Genomic DNA, 17955 nt, shown 5'->3' on the forward strand with positions numbered 1-17955 from the left:
CCGTTTTGGGGTGGAGTTATCCCAAAGTCCTTACAATCAAACTTTTAGGCAAATTAAAATACTCTATAAGTTCTTTCTCTTTTTCTCTCATTTCTCCATTATCATTTTCATGATCAAAACCTAACAAATGAAGCATAGCGTGGATAAAAAGCAAGCTTATTTCTTCTTCGTAGCTATGCCCTAACTCTTTAGCCTTTTCTTTTGCCAAATCCACATTGATCACAACAGAACCCAAAGGCAAACTCTCATCGATATTTTCAAGCGGAAAAGAAAGTACATCAGTAGTTTTATCTTGTTTTCTTTGCTCTAAGTTAATTTCTTGCATTTCTTTACTATCCACAAAAACAAGCTCCACATCTTTAGGACTTAAAAAACTTGCTATAGACTCTAAAAAATCACATTTTTCATCACTTAATATCATAAACCTTCCTTAATCAAATGATATAAATTTTCTATTTCTTCATCATCAAAAATCGCACAATTTTTACTGCTATAAAATTGTTTTAGTTTTTTCTCTTCAAACTCAAATCCTAAAGCGCATTGAGAATGCGAAGGTAAAAAAGCCCTTAGTAATGTAATGGAATTTTGAATTTTCTCATCACAGGTAAAACAAAAAAAATCCTTATGCAATCTTCCTTCAAATTCCAAAATTTTTAAATAAGCATCAACAATAACACGCTTTGGATTTTGTTTTTCAAACCTTTTCACACACTCATCAAGTAAATCAAAATAAAAACTATCAAGCTCTTCCACATCTTTTAAATGCCTATATAAAAGACGGATAAATTCTTGCCAAATAAGCATTTTATCCCTTTGCATAATCCATAAAAATCCCAAATGCAATACATCTTTAAGTCTTGGTAAAAAACTAGGATTTTCTTCTAAAGCAAAGTCGATTTTATAGCCGCTTAAAATACTAGAATGTCTAAGTCCATAAAAACGATAAGCCTTAATAAGCATTTTAGGACTTAAAATATAAACGATCAAATCCTCATCTTTAACTTTTTGAGTATGAAGTATAAAGCCTTGCATTAAACAATTTCAATACCATAAGCTCTAAGCATATCAAAAGCGGATTTTTCTAAATTTTCATCAAAACTTGCACTTAAATTTTGGTGTAAAATTATCCTTGCATTAGGCTTAGCACCAAAAGCTAAAATGATATTACAAAACACACAAATATGAGAAACAAGCCCTGCAAAACGAAGTTCTTCATAATCGCTTTTTTGTATGAAATTAGCTAATTCTAAGCTACCAAAAGTATTTTTATAAAAAATTTTATGAGCTTTTTGTAAAAAAGGTTCAAATTCCTTTGGCATTTGCCAACCTAAACTCTCTTTAATGCAATGTTTTACAGGTAAATTTAAACCTTCTTTGCTTTGTAGATAATGCTCATCATGCGTATCATAGGTTAAAAGCAAATGCGTGCTATTAAAATCGATTTGATTTAAGGCTTTAAGAATATTTTCTTTGATTTTTAAAGCCTTATCAAAACCTAAACTTCCATCAATAAAATCATTTTGATAATCCACTAAAACAAAAGCTTTTTTCATGCTTTTATGCCTTTTGAAGCCAAAAACTCTCCGTGTGTAAATTGGCAAAAGCGGTTTTTAAACTTGTAAAAAGCTTAGGATGATCTTTTTCTAAATTTGCTAAAAGCTGTTTAGCTTCTTCTCTAGCGTGTGGAAATTTTACATTTTTTTCACTGAGTTTCATACCAGGACAAAATTCATTTCCTATCACGCTAAGTTCATTTTGCGTAGCATTATCCCTAAGCTGTCTTTCTCGCACAAAAATCAAAGGGCGTATCACAGTTACACCGCGTTTGCTTTGATAAATAGGCGCTAAGGTTCTTAAAGCTCCATTATGAATAAAATTCATAAAAAAGCTTTCGGCTGCATCATCTAAATGATGAGCTATAGCAAGCTTGTTAAAACCTTTTTCAAGGGCGTAAGTATATAAAGCCCCACGACGCATTCTCGAAAAATAACTACAAAAACTTGAATTTTCTCTTATAGTATCGCCTGAAACTTCATAAATATTTGAATCAAGCACACTATGTTTAATGCCGTGCTCTTCACAATGTGCATGAAGATGAGAATAATCCTCACCCATACCATAACTCAAAGTTACCGCTTCAAGTTCAAATTTAAAAGGAGCGTGAGCTTGCATACGATTTAAAAGATGGGCTAAAGCCAAAGAATCTTTCCCACCGCTAAGCCCTAAAAGAACCCTATCTCCATCTTTAATAAGTCCAAATTTAGCATTAGCTTGTGCAACTTGGCGTATGAGTTTTTTGCTAAGATTTATCATAATTTTTCGCACATTTTAAGCACAAAATTGGCCGAAATTTTAGCTGAATTGATCACAAACTCATCAAAATCAAATTCGGCCTTTTCCCCTGCTTTATCACTCATAGCTCTTAAGATAAAACAAGGCACCTTTAAAGCATCACAAACCAAAGCCACACTTGCGCCTTCCATTTCACAAGCATCCGCATTAAAAATTTCTCTAATTTTTGCTTTTTTTGCTTCATCGCAAATAAACTCATCACCCGTTGCAATAATACCTGCACACAATTTGATATTTAATTCCTTAGCAACTTCTAAAGCAAGATTGTTTAATTTCTCATCGGTTTTGATAAAAATTTCATTACCTGGAACAAAACCCAAAGGATGTCCAAAAGCAGTAATATCAAGATCGTATTGAGCTAATTTTGTTGCATAAAGCAAATCACCAATTTCAAGTTCAGGATTAAAAGCACCTGCAACTCCTGTAAAAAGCAAAGCTTGTGCGCCAAATTTTTCTATCATCACACTAGCACTAAGAGTAGAATTTACCTTGCCAATTTTAGAATACGCTAAAACAAGTTCATGATTTTTATACTTTGCAAAATAATAAGTATTATTGGCGTGTTCTATTTTCGTATAATCTTTAAGTGTTTCAAGTAAAGGAGTGATTTCTTCACTCATGGCTCCTAAAATTGCTATTTTCATCATATAACCTTTAAAAATTCATCAATATCATTCATATTTGTTAAAGCATAAGTTTCTTTTGAAGTAATTTTTTTATTCAAACCCTTAAGCACACTTGCACCAAATTCTATGAAATAATCTACTTCATTTTCACATACCTTAATGCTTTGTTTATAAAGTACAGGAGAGATAAGTTGTGCTTTTAAAAGCTCAAGGGCTTCTTCTTTGCTTGTATAAATTTTGGCATTTGCATTAGAAATTACGGCTTTAAAATTTGGTTTTAACACCTTTTCAAGCTCCATACAAAGCTTGGCTGAAGCATTTTCCAAAAGAGGACAATGACTTGCCACGCTCATATTTAAAAGCATAGCTCTTTTAGCTCCTGCTTCTTTAAATATACTTTCATAAATTGCTAAATCAGGTTTTAAACCTGCTATAACGATTTGTCCATCGCAGTTATAATTTGCAGCAAAAATTTGCTTGTTTTCTTTTTGTGCTTTTTGACAAAGCTCTTCAACTCTTTCATCATCAAGCCCCAAAACAACCATCATACCCGCTTCAACTTTTGCACAATCTTCTTGCATAAAAAGCCCTCTTTTATTGACCAAAGAAAGAGCCTCTAAAAAATCAAAAGCACCATTAACAGCTAAAGCTGAAAATTCCCCTAAAGAATGCCCTAAAGCAAATTTCGAACTTAAATCAGGTTTTTTTTCAAGTAAAACACTATAAGCCATTAAGGAATTTAAAACGATGGCAGGTTGGGTAAATTCACTTTGATTGAGTTTGTCGTTTTCTTCAAAAAGCAAATGTTTAAAATCAATTTTACAAAAATCACTTGCGCTTTGAAGGAATTCTTTGGCTTTTATAGAATTTTCATAAAAATCTTTTCCCATGCCATGACTTTGCGAGCCTTGACCTGGAAATATAAACGCAGCATTCATTAATGACAACCGCAACCGCCGCCACCGCCACAACAACCGCCGCCACCGTGTCCATGCCCGTGATGATGATCGTGTCCATGCCCGCTTCCGCAACTACAACTATGACTTCCTGCGATAATACCTGTAAGAATTTCATCTTCACTTGCAGCTCTAGCATCTACGATATTTAAAGAAAAAAGCAAATCACGACCCGCATAAGGATGATTATAATCAATTGTGACATCATTTTCGCCAATCTCTTTTACAGTTACACGAACGGTTTCGCCATTTTCACCTTCGCCAAAAAGCTCCATACCTACTTTTAAATCAATACCTGCAAATTGCTCTTTTGGTAAAGTTTGAACGGCATTTTCATCGTATTCGCCTAAACCTTTTTCTTTTTTAATTACCACATCAGCATTGCTAGGGCAATCAAGCTTCATCACTTCTTCTTCTAAGCTTTCTAAAATCTGACCTTTGCCTAAAATAAAAGAAATAGGTTGAGAGTATAAATTTGATTCTAAAACTTCATTTGTACTTGCGTCTTTTAACTCATAAAACATTGAAACTACACTATTTTTTTCTATAGCCATTTTATCTCCTTAATTTATTTTCTATTAGGTGAAGCTTTTGCTTCGGGTGAATTTGGATAATTAGTTTTTAAAGCTTTATAAAAACCATTTGCTGTTTTTGTATCACCTGTTTTATCCAATGAAATGGCAGTATGATATAAAAGTTTTGGGAAATAATCCCCTTTTGTACTCAAAGAAGAACTTTTTTTATAATAAACAATAGCATTGTTATAATTTTTTTGTTTATACTCGATCTCCCCTAACCAAAAATTTGCTCTTGCAGGTTTATACTGCTTTGTTATGAGAAAATTTAATTTTGCTTTGGAATCTTCAAAAGCATTTTTATCAACATCTTTTATCGCTAATTCTAAAATTTCATTATTTTTTTTCTTTTTCCAAGATTCATCAATTTGTTTTGCTTTATCATCTTGGGTATTTTGAGTATTATTGTTTTCAATGGTACTATTTGAATCTGTAGTTGAAACAACAACACTAGGTGTAATAGTTTTAACGCTTAAATTTGCATCATTTAATTCGTTTTTAGAAACATAATTTGCATTAATAGCATCTACTAAAGAACTAAGTTCGGCTAAAACTTTTTTTACTTGCTTATTATTAGCTTCTTGAATTTTTCTACTTTCTTCAACATAAGCCTTTAATTTTTGAATTTCACTAGTAAAATTATTTTCAATATTTTGATTATTCTCTTCAACTTGACTTAATCTAGAATTTGATTTAGCATATTGAGAATTTATACCTTCTAAAGTGCTTTGTAAACCCTCGATTCTTTCGTTAATTTCATTAATTCTAGCATTTGTTTGTATATTTTCATTATTTAAATTATCTAACTTTTCTTTAAATAATTTTTCATTTGAAGTTAAACCATAAGAAGAATTGCTTGTTATATCTCCTGCACCAAAAGCTGAGCTTTCTGCATAAAGTAAAGTAGCTCCAAGAAGAGCTACTGTGAATATTTTTTTCATTAATTATCTTGATAATTTAAATTCAGCACGTCTGTTTTGCGCATCGCAAGCTTTAGTTTTTTCAGTGCACACAGGATTTGTTTCTCCATAGCTTTTAACAGCAATTCTATCAGCATTTACACCTTTGGCGATTAAAGCTTCTTTTACAGCTTTTGCTCTTTTTAAACCTAGAGCTTGGTTATATTCATCAGTTCCCCACTCATCGCAGTTTCCTTCAACAGTAATACTTACACCGCTTACTTCAGTGTTAAAGATATTAGCATTCGTGCTTACAACATTTTGCATATCAGGACGAATGTTGAATTTATCAAAATCAAAATATACTTTATTTAAAGTATCATTAAGTTGAGAAATTTTTGAATCAATATCCCAACCATCACTTCCACCTGAACCACGATTTGAATCAACACTACTATCACCGCTTACGCTAGTGCTTTTTGTGCTACAACCACTAATAACAACTGCAAGAGCTGCAATTGAAGTAAAAAGAATTTTTTTCATTTATGACCTTTCAAAGTTAATAAATTCTTACTATTATATCTAATTTTTAATTAATTTTAACCTAAAATTGAAATTTTTACCAATCAATTGATTGAATTTTTCCAACCCTAAGAGGAAAATAAAAAGTCTTATTTGCATTTACACGAATAACACCTAAAGCACTTTGCGCACCTAAATATTTGATAAATACTATACTTCCACCGTCACTAGAAAATCTTGGAAATAAATTTTTTCCATTTGCTGTAAGTTGACGAATATAATCACTATTAATTGACATCAAATAAATATTAAAAACACCTGCTTGATTTGGTTCACGACTTGAATAAACCAAAAAATCTTTATAAGTCGAAACAGCCGAATTGTTTCTACCATGAAAAACAACTTGTTCAGCACTATTACTATTTAAATCTTGCATAAAAATATTAGGATATCCCAAACGATCGCTTACAAATACCACTTTACTATCATCTGAGCCAATAAAATTTCCATTAACATCAATACCAGAATAATTAGTTAATTGTGTTAGATTTTTGGTATTTAAGTCATATAAATAAACATCAGGCTGATCTTTTGGAGCCATGGTAACAAGTAGTTTACTTCCATCTACACTCACATCACTTGCTACAACCATACCGCCGCTTGATAAAATTTTACTAGCTTTATTGGTATTTAAATCATAACGGTATAAAGTTGGCTTATCATGATCATAAGCTGTATAATAAAATAGAGTTTGTTCTTTATTTCCCCATTTTGGAAATAAATTAAGCCCACCATCAACAATAACTTTTTGATAAGTTAAAGTATAATCAGCCATAATAATTTGACTTTTTTTAGAGCTGGAATTTCTCGCGATCAAAATTTTATGATCCATCCAATCAACAGGTGCAAGTCCTAACGCATTTACAGAAGCTTTGACGCTTTTATGTGCCAAAAATGGATATTGCTCTAAACCATTTAAAGTATAAGTTTGCTCTGACTTATCAGAACCGCCAGCTTTTATTTTTACATTTAAACTCAAAGTGTTACCATTTTTATTTAAAGCGTATTCAAAAGTATAATTACTTGTTTCAGTTGCATTAGCAACAACTTCAAAGTTTGAACTTACTTTCAAATCGTTCACAATGATATTATAAAAGCTTTTCTTTAAATTCTCATCACTTAAATTTGAATTATCTTTAACGATAATCTTTGGTAAAACTACACCAGAATTAACAACATCAATCACTGGATCTTCTGCCCAAAGACTTCCTAAAAAGACTAAAAAAATTGCTACAATTTTTTTCATTTTTTTCTCCTAATCATTTTTAACTTTTGCTTCATCTCTTAAATTCATGGTAATGCTTATATTTTTATTTTGCGGAGGATAAGTAATAAATTTACCTTTTTGACTTTCTAAAAATTCAGCCACTTTAGCATCATATAAAGGATTCCCACTTTTTTCAACTGAAGTATAGCCAAATTTTCCATTTTCATCAATAAAAATTTTTACCTTAACAGAAATTTTTTCACTATTTGGATAATACTGAGTCCATCTTTGAGTGATAATACGCACAACTTTCCCTAAAAATTCATCATAAATTCCAATCTTTTGCGCCTTTGTGCTTTCGCCTTGCATTGAACTTTCTTCTTGAAGTAAACTATCATTAAGTTGTTTTACAAGTTCGGAAGCTTGAGGTTTTGGGGCACTAGAAGCTCCTGATTTAGCACTTGATTGAATTTTTGTAGTCTTTTCTTCTTGTATTTCTTTGATATTTCCAAAAAGCTCATTAAAATTACTTGCCTTTTGGTCAATATCTTCTGTTTTAACTGTTTTATTTGTAGTCTGAGCAAAAAGCTTTTCTATATCAATTTGCTCTGTTGGTTTTTGTATTTCTTTAGGAGTGTTGCTTTGAGTAATAACTTGTTTTGATGGTTCAGCAAGTTCAATATCTACAAAACTATCTTTTATATCAGTATATTGTATAGCAGGTTCAACCTCGCTTACAAGTCTAAAAAAAACAAGAATTACTATACTAATATATATTGCTAAAGCAAGTAAAAACGAATTTAAATTACTCAAACCATAATTTTTCATGATTATTCAGTCTGTAAAGCAACTTTATTAAATCCTAAATTTTTTACACTTCTTAAGACTGAAATAACATCGTCATATTTTAAGCTTTTATCAGCGCGTATAAAAACCGGATCTTCGGTATTAAATTGTGCTTTTCTTTGAGCAAGATTGTCAGCAAAACTTATAAAATCGTATTTTTCTTGATTTAAAAAAATTTCTTTTTTTGCATTAATACTAATAATTAAACTCTTAACAGTTGGAGCGCTAGTATTTTTTTGACTACCTTGTGGAAGATTAATTTTTTCTTCATAAGTAATGCTTGGAGCTGTTACCATTAAAATCGCAAGCAATACAAGCATAATATCTACTAAAGGTGTGATATTAAGTTCAGGTTTTTCATCATCAAATGGCATTTTTAACCTTATTTACTCGAACTTATAACTTTAATCTCGCTATCAATAATGCTTAAAAGTTCAAAAGCTTTTCTTTTAATGATGAGATGAAATGTATAAGCAGGAATTGCTACTAAAATACCACAACCTGTAGCAACTAAAGCCTCGCTGATTTTAGGAGCTATGATACTTAAAGAATTTTGAGTTCCAAGCCCACCAAAAGTTTCAAGTATAGAAATAACCGTCCCAAAAAGACCTATAAAAGGTGAAGTTGAAGCAATAATACTAAGCCAAGTAAGTCCAGCAGAAGCGCGGCGACTTGCTAAATTTTTATAGATTTCTAAATGATTTGAAGTTGTATCATTGCATTTTCTTAAAATCGAATCAGTACGACTTAAATCCTTCTCACCCAAGAGCAAAGTTTCTAAACTTTCTTTTTCCTTATTTCTCCATGTAGCCAAATAAGTCAATCTAGCAAACAAAATACTAAATGCTAAAATAAAATATAAAGAAAGCCATAATAAAACTATATAAGTAATAATACTTGAACTATTGAAAAAATGAAATATAGCTTCAAAATTCATTAATGCATCCTTGCATTATCAAGTTTTGAAAAAGTTGCTGCTAAAGCTGCATTATCAGAACTCATAGATTTAATCAAATCTTTTGCTTGAGCAAGATTTTTTTCAATCTCACTTTCATCACTTCCACAAACCCAAACCGCACCTTTTGCTAATACACAAATTTTATCTTCATCCACCTTTGCATGTCCTGCATCAATGGCAATTAACTCATGATTTAAATCAGCCTTTTCAATATCAATTACTCCAGATTTTAAAGAAGAAACCAAAGTAGCGTGTCCTTTAAGTACGCCAAATTCTCCCTCGCTACCTGGTAAAGTAACAGATTTTACTTCTCCTTGATAGATTACACCTAAAGGTGTAACTATCTCGAAATTAATCAAATCATTCATAAATTAACCTTTTAATTTATCCGCTTTTGCAATAGCTTCATCTATATTTCCAACCATATAGAAAGCATTTTCTGGCAAATGGTCATATTTACCTTCTAAAATTCCTTTAAAGCCTGCTATTGTATCTTCAAGGTTTATATATTTTCCTGGACTACCTGTAAAAACTTCTGCAACGAAAAATGGTTGTGATAAGAATTTTTCAATCTTTCTTGCTCTTTCAACCACAAGTTTATCCTCTTCGCTAAGCTCATCCATACCTAAAATAGCGATAATATCTTGTAAATCTTTGTATTTTTGAAGCACTGATTGAACACCACGAGCAACTTTATAATGTTCTTCTCCAATGATATTTGGATCAAGCATTCTTGAAGTTGAATCAAGTGGGTCAACTGCAGGATAAATACCCTTTTCAGCAATAGCTCTATTTAAAACCGTTGTAGCATCTAAGTGAGCAAAAACAGTTGCTGGAGCTGGGTCGGTTAAGTCATCAGCTGGAACGTAAACAGCTTGAACTGAAGTAATTGAGCCTTTTTTAGTTGAAGTAATTCTTTCTTGGAATTTACCCATTTCACTTGCTAAGGTTGGTTGATAACCCACAGCTGATGGAATTCTTCCTAAAAGTGCTGACATTTCAGAACCTGATTGTGAAAATCTAAAGATATTATCAATAAACATAAGCACATCAAGACCCATTTCATCTCTAAAATACTCAGCCATTGTTAAACCTGTTAAAGCAATACGATTTCTTGCCCCTGGTGGTTCATTCATTTGTCCATAACATAGAGCAACTTTGTCTAAAACATTACTTTCTTTCATTTCATTATAAAGGTCATTTCCTTCACGAGTTCTCTCACCCACACCTGCAAATACAGAATAGCCGCTATGCTTAAATGCAACATTGTGAATAAGCTCCATAATAATAACAGTTTTACCAACACCTGCACCACCAAAAAGACCTACTTTACCACCTTTTGCATAAGGAGCAAGTAAATCCACAACTTTAATCCCTGTTTCAAAAATCTCACTTTTTGTGCTTTGATCTTCAAAAGCTGGTGGATCTCTATGAATTGCCCATTTTTTATCAAAAGAAATTTCTTCACCTTCATCGATCAAATCTCCAGTAACATTGAAAATTCTTCCTAAAACCTTCTCACCAACAGGAACACTGATAGGAGCACCTAAAGCCTCAGCTTTTAAGCCCCTTACCAAACCATCTGTCATATCCATAGCAATAGTTCTAACTCTATTATCTCCTAAATGAGCTGCTACTTCTAAAACAAGTTTATGTTTTTTTCCTTCGCTTTCAAAATTTACAACAATTGCTTCATTAATTTGAGGTAAATAGTCGTTAAAATCTACATCAACAACCGGACCTAATACCTGTGAAATAAATCCTTGCATTATTTATCTTCTCCTTAAAATTTACTATTTCATTGATTCAACACCACTGATAATTTCTATAAGCTCAGTGGTAATAGATTCTTGTCTTGCTTTGTTATAAGCTAAATTCAGTTGTTTCACTCTTGCCTTTGCGTTATTAGTTGCATTATCCATAGCTTGCATTCTTGCACTATGCTCTGCCGCCAAAGAATCGATTAATGCATAATACATATTATACTCGAAATATGTTTTCATTAAATCTTCTAAAAGCTCAGTTCCTTCTGGTTCAAGCTCTAAAAGAGAATTATGAGTCTGTTCAATACTCTTTGGTTCAACTGGAATAAGATGATTAATTTTAAGTTCTTGGGTAATCATATTTTTATAACCATTATGAACTAAAATCACTTCATCTGTATTTCCATTTAAAAAATCATCTACAGCAGCATGAATTACTTCACATGCTTTCTCATAATCAGGACTAGAACTAAGATGGAAATATTTCTCTAACAATTCTATTTTTTGAAAATTAAAATATTCAATCCCAGTTTTACCTATAGCTCTAAGACGAATATTAATATTTTTTGCTTCATATTCTTTTAGCATTTCACTTACTGTTTTTAAAGTCTTAATATTAAAACCACCGCATAAGCCTTTATCTGCAGTAATAAATATTAAATCTACGGTTTTAATTTGTTCTTTTTTATGAAACAAAGATAAACGCACATCATCTTCATTGTGAACAATTTTATTGATCTGAAATGAAATTTCACTCAAAATTTCATCGATTTTTTGTGCATAAATTTTTGATCTTTTAGCTGCTTCTTCTGCTTTTTTTAACTTAGCAGTAGAAACTAGCTTCATAGCATTTGTAGTCTTTTGAGTGTTATGAACACTTTTAATTTTTCTTTTAATTTCTTTTAAATTAGACATAAAAGACCTTATAAATGATTTGCTTTAAACTCATTAATGGCTTTAGCTAGTTTTTCTTCCAAATCAGAATCTAAAGCTTTTTTAGAGCGAATTTGCTCAAAAATATCTGGATGTTTTGCCTCAATAAAAGGATAAATTCCATCTTCAAATTCCTTAATTCTAGAAACAGCAATATCATCTAAGAAACCTTTGGTTCCTGCAAAAATTAAAACTACTTGTTTTTCAACGCTAAGCGGAGAATAAGGTGGTTGTTTTAAGAGTTCAACCATTCTTTGTCCACGTTCAAGTTGTTTTCTACTTGCCTCATCTAAATCACTAGCAAATTGTGCAAAAGCTTGAAGCTCTCTATATTGAGCAAGGTCAAGTCTTAATGTGCCTGAAACTTGTTTTGTAGCTTTAATTTGAGCAGCCCCACCTACACGAGATACTGATAAACCAACATTAATTGCAGGACGAATTCCTGAGTTAAATAAATCAGTTTCTAAGAAAATTTGTCCATCTGTAATTGAAATAACATTAGTTGGAATATAAGCAGAAACATCTCCTGCTTGTGTTTCAATTATCGGCAATGCCGTCAAAGAACCAGCACCTAATTCATCATTTAGCTTGCTTGCTCTTTCAAGCAATCTTGAATGAAGATAAAAAACATCGCCTGGATAAGCTTCACGACCTGGAGGACGACGTAAAATCAAAGACATTTCGCGATAAGCTACAGCATGCTTGCTCAAATCATCATAAACAATTAAAGCATGTTTTGCGTTGTCTCTAAAAAATTCACCCATGGTTACACCAGTATATGGAGCTAAGTACTGTAAAGCCGCAGGATCTGAAGTACCAGCATTTACAACAATAGTATATTCCATAGCACCATGTTCTTCTAGTCTTTTAACCACTTGTGCCACTGTACTTTGCTTTTGACCAATTGCAACATATATACAGATAACTCCTTGACCTCTTTGAGATATAATAGTATCAACAGCAACAGTAGTTTTACCTGTTTGTCTATCACCTATGATAAGCTCTCTTTGACCACGACCAATTGGCACAAGCGCATCAATAGCTTTAATTCCTGTATGTAAAGGCTCATGAACACTTTTTCTCGCCATAATACCTTTTGCTTTTTCTTCAACAAAACGATATTCATTAGCATTGATCACACCTTTAGCATCAATTGGCTCACCTAAAGCATTTACAACACGACCAATCAAAGCCTCACCTACTGGAACTTTAAGTAATTTCTTAAGTCTTTTTACAGAAGCACCTTCTTTTAAACCTTCTCCTTTTCCAAGTATAACAATACCTACACTCGACTCTTCAAGGTTTAAGGCCATTCCTTTATCACCATTTTCAAATTCTACCATTTCTCCAGCCATAATATTCTTAAGTCCATATACCTTAGCAACACCATCAGCTACAGAAATAATCTTTCCTGTTTCTTCAATTTCAAGATTTAAATCAAAATTTTCAATTCTTTCTTTGATTATTGAACTGATCTCATCAGCTTTAAATTTCATTTACTTTTTCTCCTTAGATAATTTTCAATATATATTCGTTTAGCTTATTTTGAAGAGCTTTCATAGAAAAAGAAAGTTCATAACCTAATTCTTCTAATTCTATTTTAACACTATCATCTTGACTGATTTTATTATTTAGTTTAATATTTGCATCAAATTTTTTGTTAAGTTTGACTTCAAGATCTTTAAGATTTTCTTGACTTAATTTTTCTTTAGAATATACAATACCAACAAAAATATTTTCTTTAAAAGCTTTTTGTCTTTCAAGTTCTTTAACTATTTGAGGAATGCATTCTAATCTTGAATTTTCAATCAAAAGTCTTAAAAAATTTTGAAAACTAGAATTTTTAATATCAAAAAAAGAATCAAGAAATTCCATTTTTCTTTCTTTTTTAATCTCATTAGATTCTATAATATTTTTAAATTTTGGCAAAACAAAAGCAGAATTTAAAATACACAAATTCTGATAAAAATCATTTATATCAGCTCTTGAAGCTATCGCTTTTGCATATCTTCTTGCAATTATATTTTCCATATTTAAGATACCTTCTTCATCATAAGTTCTATTATTTCACTCTGTTTTAATGTCATATTTGGATCAGAAAAAATTTCATTTAAAGTATTTGATACCAATTCTTTTTCCATTTTTCTAAATTCATAATCTTTTTGTTCCTCAAAATGTTTTTGAAGTAAATCTAACTCATCTTGAGTCTCTTTCTTAATATTTTGAACTAAAATTTCAGCTTCTTTTTTTGCTGTAATTAAAGCGGCAGCAGCACTTGCCTTAGCTTCTTCAAGTTTTTTCATGGTGTCTAATTTCTTAGCTTTACTTTCTAAAAGTTTTTTTTGAATTTCATCAAGTTTAGAAGAAATTTTTACAATACGGTTTTTGTAAAAATTTTTAAATGGAGTTGCAACAAAATAATACAATATAGCCACAAAAATTAGAAAATTAATAGTCCTTGGAATAATATCATATTCTCCACTACCGTTTGATGCACCAAAAGCATACAAAGGTAGCAAAAATATAATAAAGAATAACTTACTCATTTCTCTCCTCTTAAATTTTCTTTATGTTATTTTGCAAAGCTTGCTTAAGCTCAGGTAAATGTATGTTTAAATGTTCTTGCAACTCTTTTTTTTGAACGGCTAAATCTGCATAAAAACTGGCCATTTTTCTTTCTAATTCTTCTTTCTTGCTTCTAAGAATTTGCTCTGCCTCTTCTTTAGCAGCAGCTATAGCACTTTGTTTAATTTTTTGAATTTCTTCTCTAGTGTTAATATGAATAGCTTCTAATTCATCATTCACACCTAAAACTTCTTGAGAATTTTCTTTTACTTTATTCTCATCATTTTTTATAGAATCATTTCTTTCATCCATAAATTTTAAAAGCGGCTTATACAGCATACTATTTAAAATAACTATCATAGCTAAAAAAATAGCCATAGTAGCAAGCATTATGGAAGGATGCATATCTTCAAACATAATTCTCCTTGGTTAGAATTTTCGAAGGACTATTTTACCATAAAAAAGCTAAGATTTTGGTTAAAGCTTTTCAAGCATTTTGGTTAATTTTTTAATTTTATCAATATTTTCTAAATAAATTACAAAATCATTATTTTTATTTTTGCAGTCAAATCCAAAGCGATTTAGTATTTGTTTTAATTTTTTTATTTCATCTTCAAATTCTTGATTAGGTAAGCTTTCATTATTTTTTATTTTTTTAACTATTTTTTCAGTATCTCTAACATTAAGTTTTTGACCTATTATACTATCAACCAACATTTTTTCATCTTTTTGATCTAAACCAACCAAAACTTTAGCATGACCCTGAGAAATTTTTCCAGAAGCAATCAACTCTTGAGTTCTAATATCTAAATTCAGAAGTCTTAAAGTATTTGTTATTTGAGTACGAGACTTATGAATAAGTTCTGCTAAATTCTCTTGAGTAATTTTATGAACTTGCATTAAATCCTTATAAGAATTAGCAAGCTCAATAGGGTTTAAATTCTCTCTTTGTATATTTTCAATAAGAGCCAATTCTCTAAGCTTATTCTCATCAATATCAGCAATAAAAGCTAGAATTTCTTTTTTTCCTAATGCTTTCACTGCTCTTAAGCGACGTTCCCCAGCAATTAAAATAAATTTATTATTTTTTTTAAATACAATAATAGGCTGAATAAGTCCAAATTCTTTGATAGAATTAGCAAGCTCATCTAAAGCTTCTTGATCAAAATTCTTTCTTGGCTGAAATGGATTGGGTGAAATTTGATCAATTTCTATCATAGTGCTTTGATTTTTATCAAAACCCAATTCTTTACTATAAACAGTATCCATATCACTGATTAAACTACTTAAACCTCTATCTTTATTTAACCCCATTATAATTATCCTAATATAGAATACGCCAAATTTTGATAAGCAACAGAACCTGGCGATTTAATATCATAAAGAATTATAGGCTTTCCAAAACTTGGACTTTCTGCAAGTTTTACATTGCGAGGGATCACAATAAAGTCATTTTCGTTTCCATTAATAGTAAAAAGTTGTTTTTTAAAATTTTGTTTCAAATCATCTACAACATCTTTAGAAAGATTATTTTGAGAGCTATACATTGTCGGTAAAAATCCACGAACCCTGAGTTTAGAATTAATAGTTTTTTTGATAATTTTAATTGTATTTAAAACCATAGCTACACCCTCGAGCGCATAAAATTCACACTGTATAGGGATAATTACACTATCACTTGCTGCAAAAGCATTTATAGTAATACTTCCAAGAGCAGGCGGAGAATCAATAATAATAAAATCATACTCATCAATCACTTCTTGAATTTGATTTTTAAGCAGCATTTTTTTCTCATTATTTTCACCTTTAGCAAGCTCTTGTTCTATACCTACAAGACCTATATTTGAAGGAGCTAAATGAAGTTGTGGCAATTCTGTTTTTAAAATAATATCTGAAAGCTTTTTTCTTCCTATAAAAACATGGTAAATATTATACTCATAATTATTACGATTAAAACCAAGTCCTGTAGTCGCATTAGCTTGCGGATCAACATCAATCAAAAGTACTTTTTTTTCAGCCACGGCTAAAGAAGCGGCTAAATTTACTGCTGTTGTAGTCTTTCCTACCCCACCTTTTTGGTTTGCTATTGTAATAATTTCGCTCATCTTAAACTATACACCCTTTTATCACCTAGTAAAATTGAACCATCTTCATACAAAAAAGAATTTTCAAGTGAAAAAACTTTACCTTCATGATGGACGCTAAATTTTCTTGATTTTTCAAATTCTAACATATACTTGCTAAAAATATTCTTCCATAAAATTTTTTTTTCTACTTTTTGCAAAAACTCACTCACTAAATCTTTAAGCGAAATTTCTATATCGCATAAAGCTGTATTTTGGGGTGAAAATTTGAGATTTAAACCCATACCGCCTATGATAAAATTTGAAATTTTAGCACTTATAACCCCTCCAGCTTTTTTATCATCTAAATATAGATCGTTAGGCCATTTAAGCCAAATTTTAGAACCTTTTTCTTGTAAAACTTCTTTAAGTAAATAAGCAAAATAAATACTCACAGAAGCTAAAGGTAAATCTTTTGGTAAATCTTCTTCTTTAATACAAAAAGAAAGATGTAAATTTCCTTTAGAGCTTTGCCAAGAATTTTCCCTACTTCCAACTCCATTTGTTTGTTCTAAAGCATAAATAGCAAAATTTTCATCAATCTTTCCATTGCGTATTTGCTCGCATAAAAAAAGATGAGTTGAGTCTATACTTTCAACACAAACTATCTTCACTTTTAAGCCTTTTTCCATTTAAATAAGTCCTACCATCAAGAGCTTTTTTTCCACTTTCTTGAAGTTTTTTAATACGCAAAACTCCTTGTTTGCAAGCAAGCAAAAAACTTTCTTTTTCTAATTCTAAAATTTCACCCATCCTAGCATTTTGTTTTAATTCATCCACAAGTTCAAGTTCTAAGAATTTAAGTCCATTTTCCAAGAAAACTCCAGGCCAAGGGGTAAAAGCTAGATATTTTTGATAAAGTTCTCTTGCATTTTGCAAATTTATAAGCCCATCTTCTTTTTTGATTTTTCTACAAAGCGTTGCTAGACTTTCCTCTTGTTTTTTAGGGGTAATTTTATCAAAATTTAAAAGAGTAGTGAGGATGAGCTTAGCGGCCAAATTTGCTAAAAGTTCAAAAACTTCACTTGAATTTTTATCTTTTATATCACACTCTAAGCTTTCAAGTATAGCACCTGTATCAAGCCCTTCTTCCATAAGCATGGTGCAAACTCCACTTTTTTCATCTTTGTTTAAAATCGCACTTTGGATCGGACTGGCACCACGGTATTTTGGAAGTAAAGAAGCATGCAAATTCACACAAGGTGCTAAATCCAAAATGGCTTTAGGTAAAATTTTTCCATAGGCAGCAACCACGATAAAATCAGGATTTAAATCCTTAATCTCTCTTATAATATTTTCATCTTTTAAAGAACTTGGAGTAAAAATAGGAATACTAGGATAATTTTGACTTAAAAAAGCCTTAGTATCACTTGGAGTTAAAATTTGCTTTCTACCTACGGCTTTATCAGGCTGGGTAAAAAGTGCTACGAGTTTAAAATTTTCATTTTCTACTAGTGCTTTTAAAATACAAGTTGCATAAGATGGAGTACCCATAAAAATAATTTTTTTCATTTTTTCGCTTTGTGTGAAATTAAAAGTTTTAATTATAACTTATTTGATTTTAAAAGAG

General features: G+C 30.9%; 24 protein-coding genes. All 24 read right to left on the reverse strand.

The window, feature by feature from the left end:
• Positions 1-16 precede the first annotated feature (16 nt).
• Positions 17-421, reverse strand: a complete 405-nt coding sequence (gene ybeY / locus FBE93_RS07235) for an rRNA maturation RNase YbeY (protein ID WP_002857275.1) — start codon at positions 419-421, stop codon at positions 17-19.
• The gene (gene recO / locus FBE93_RS07240) at positions 418-1032 is read right to left on the reverse strand and encodes a recombination protein RecO (protein WP_002934159.1); all 615 of its coding nucleotides are present in this window, start codon (positions 1030-1032) and stop codon (positions 418-420) included. The genes ybeY and recO overlap by 4 nt, the downstream gene beginning before the upstream one ends.
• Complete coding sequence (locus FBE93_RS07245; protein ID WP_002934157.1) at positions 1032-1553, reverse strand: cysteine hydrolase family protein; 522 nt, start codon at positions 1551-1553, stop codon at positions 1032-1034. Before FBE93_RS07245 ends, recO begins: the two co-directional genes overlap by 1 nt.
• A gap of 4 nt (positions 1554-1557) precedes the next feature.
• The gene (locus tag FBE93_RS07250) at positions 1558-2313 is read right to left on the reverse strand and encodes a tRNA 2-thiocytidine(32) synthetase TtcA (RefSeq protein WP_002866734.1); all 756 of its coding nucleotides are present in this window, start codon (positions 2311-2313) and stop codon (positions 1558-1560) included.
• A complete protein-coding gene (gene pfs / locus FBE93_RS07255) occupies positions 2310-2999 on the reverse strand; it encodes an aminodeoxyfutalosine nucleosidase (RefSeq protein ID WP_165434325.1) in 690 nt (229 codons plus the stop codon). Before pfs ends, FBE93_RS07250 begins: the two co-directional genes overlap by 4 nt.
• On the reverse strand, positions 2996-3868 hold the full coding sequence (locus FBE93_RS07260) for an ACP S-malonyltransferase (RefSeq protein ID WP_230401232.1): 873 nt from the start codon (positions 3866-3868) through the stop codon (positions 2996-2998). Before FBE93_RS07260 ends, pfs begins: the two co-directional genes overlap by 4 nt.
• 47 nt (positions 3869-3915) lie before the next feature.
• Positions 3916-4488, reverse strand: a complete 573-nt coding sequence (locus FBE93_RS07265; protein WP_165434326.1) for a peptidylprolyl isomerase — start codon at positions 4486-4488, stop codon at positions 3916-3918.
• A 14-nt stretch (positions 4489-4502) separates the two neighbouring features.
• A complete protein-coding gene (locus tag FBE93_RS07270) occupies positions 4503-5450 on the reverse strand; it encodes a tetratricopeptide repeat protein (protein ID WP_002851738.1) in 948 nt (315 codons plus the stop codon).
• A gap of 3 nt (positions 5451-5453) precedes the next feature.
• Positions 5454-5951, reverse strand: coding sequence for a peptidoglycan-associated lipoprotein Pal (gene pal, locus FBE93_RS07275; RefSeq protein WP_002851617.1), 498 nt, complete (start codon positions 5949-5951; stop codon positions 5454-5456).
• Positions 5952-6027: 76 nt separating this feature from the next.
• Positions 6028-7236: a Tol-Pal system protein TolB gene (gene tolB, locus FBE93_RS07280; protein ID WP_002860943.1), complete on the reverse strand. Its 1209-nt coding sequence runs from the start codon at positions 7234-7236 to the stop codon at positions 6028-6030.
• A gap of 9 nt (positions 7237-7245) precedes the next feature.
• Positions 7246-8025, reverse strand: coding sequence for a TonB C-terminal domain-containing protein (locus tag FBE93_RS07285; protein ID WP_165434327.1), 780 nt, complete (start codon positions 8023-8025; stop codon positions 7246-7248).
• 2 nt (positions 8026-8027) lie between these two features.
• Positions 8028-8417 carry an ExbD/TolR family protein gene (locus tag FBE93_RS07290; protein WP_002866730.1) on the reverse strand — a complete coding sequence of 130 codons (390 nt, stop codon included), beginning with the start codon at positions 8415-8417 and terminating at the stop codon, positions 8028-8030.
• An 8-nt stretch (positions 8418-8425) separates the two neighbouring features.
• The gene (locus FBE93_RS07295) at positions 8426-8980 is read right to left on the reverse strand and encodes a MotA/TolQ/ExbB proton channel family protein (RefSeq protein WP_002854361.1); all 555 of its coding nucleotides are present in this window, start codon (positions 8978-8980) and stop codon (positions 8426-8428) included.
• Positions 8980-9369 carry an ATP synthase F1 subunit epsilon gene (gene atpC / locus FBE93_RS07300; protein WP_002866728.1) on the reverse strand — a complete coding sequence of 130 codons (390 nt, stop codon included), beginning with the start codon at positions 9367-9369 and terminating at the stop codon, positions 8980-8982. The genes FBE93_RS07295 and atpC overlap by 1 nt, the downstream gene beginning before the upstream one ends.
• Positions 9370-9372: 3 nt before the next feature.
• Positions 9373-10770 (reverse strand): F0F1 ATP synthase subunit beta, encoded by a 1398-nt coding sequence (gene atpD, locus FBE93_RS07305; protein WP_165434328.1) that lies wholly within the window; start codon positions 10768-10770, stop codon positions 9373-9375.
• Between the two features lie 24 nt (positions 10771-10794).
• Positions 10795-11679: an ATP synthase F1 subunit gamma gene (gene atpG, locus FBE93_RS07310; RefSeq protein ID WP_002860587.1), complete on the reverse strand. Its 885-nt coding sequence runs from the start codon at positions 11677-11679 to the stop codon at positions 10795-10797.
• An 8-nt stretch (positions 11680-11687) separates the two neighbouring features.
• The gene (gene atpA, locus FBE93_RS07315; protein ID WP_165434329.1) at positions 11688-13193 is read right to left on the reverse strand and encodes a F0F1 ATP synthase subunit alpha; all 1506 of its coding nucleotides are present in this window, start codon (positions 13191-13193) and stop codon (positions 11688-11690) included.
• Between the two features lie 13 nt (positions 13194-13206).
• Complete coding sequence (locus FBE93_RS07320) at positions 13207-13728, reverse strand: F0F1 ATP synthase subunit delta (protein WP_002851861.1); 522 nt, start codon at positions 13726-13728, stop codon at positions 13207-13209.
• A gap of 2 nt (positions 13729-13730) precedes the next feature.
• Positions 13731-14243, reverse strand: coding sequence for a F0F1 ATP synthase subunit B (locus FBE93_RS07325; RefSeq protein WP_002851681.1), 513 nt, complete (start codon positions 14241-14243; stop codon positions 13731-13733).
• 10 nt (positions 14244-14253) lie between these two features.
• On the reverse strand, positions 14254-14679 hold the full coding sequence (locus FBE93_RS07330) for a FoF1 ATP synthase subunit B' (RefSeq protein WP_002857723.1): 426 nt from the start codon (positions 14677-14679) through the stop codon (positions 14254-14256).
• A 60-nt stretch (positions 14680-14739) separates the two neighbouring features.
• Positions 14740-15576, reverse strand: coding sequence for a ParB/RepB/Spo0J family partition protein (locus FBE93_RS07335; protein WP_165434330.1), 837 nt, complete (start codon positions 15574-15576; stop codon positions 14740-14742).
• 5 nt (positions 15577-15581) lie between these two features.
• Positions 15582-16367 carry an AAA family ATPase gene (locus FBE93_RS07340; RefSeq protein ID WP_002934146.1) on the reverse strand — a complete coding sequence of 262 codons (786 nt, stop codon included), beginning with the start codon at positions 16365-16367 and terminating at the stop codon, positions 15582-15584.
• Positions 16364-17017, reverse strand: coding sequence for a biotin--[acetyl-CoA-carboxylase] ligase (locus FBE93_RS07345; RefSeq protein ID WP_002867821.1), 654 nt, complete (start codon positions 17015-17017; stop codon positions 16364-16366). Before FBE93_RS07345 ends, FBE93_RS07340 begins: the two co-directional genes overlap by 4 nt.
• Positions 16980-17897: a methionyl-tRNA formyltransferase gene (gene fmt / locus FBE93_RS07350; protein ID WP_002934145.1), complete on the reverse strand. Its 918-nt coding sequence runs from the start codon at positions 17895-17897 to the stop codon at positions 16980-16982. Before fmt ends, FBE93_RS07345 begins: the two co-directional genes overlap by 38 nt.
• Positions 17898-17955 lie beyond the last annotated feature (58 nt).

Source organism: Campylobacter sp. CFSAN093229 (genome assembly GCF_011068225.1).
Lineage (GTDB): Bacteria > Campylobacterota > Campylobacteria > Campylobacterales > Campylobacteraceae > Campylobacter_D > Campylobacter_D jejuni.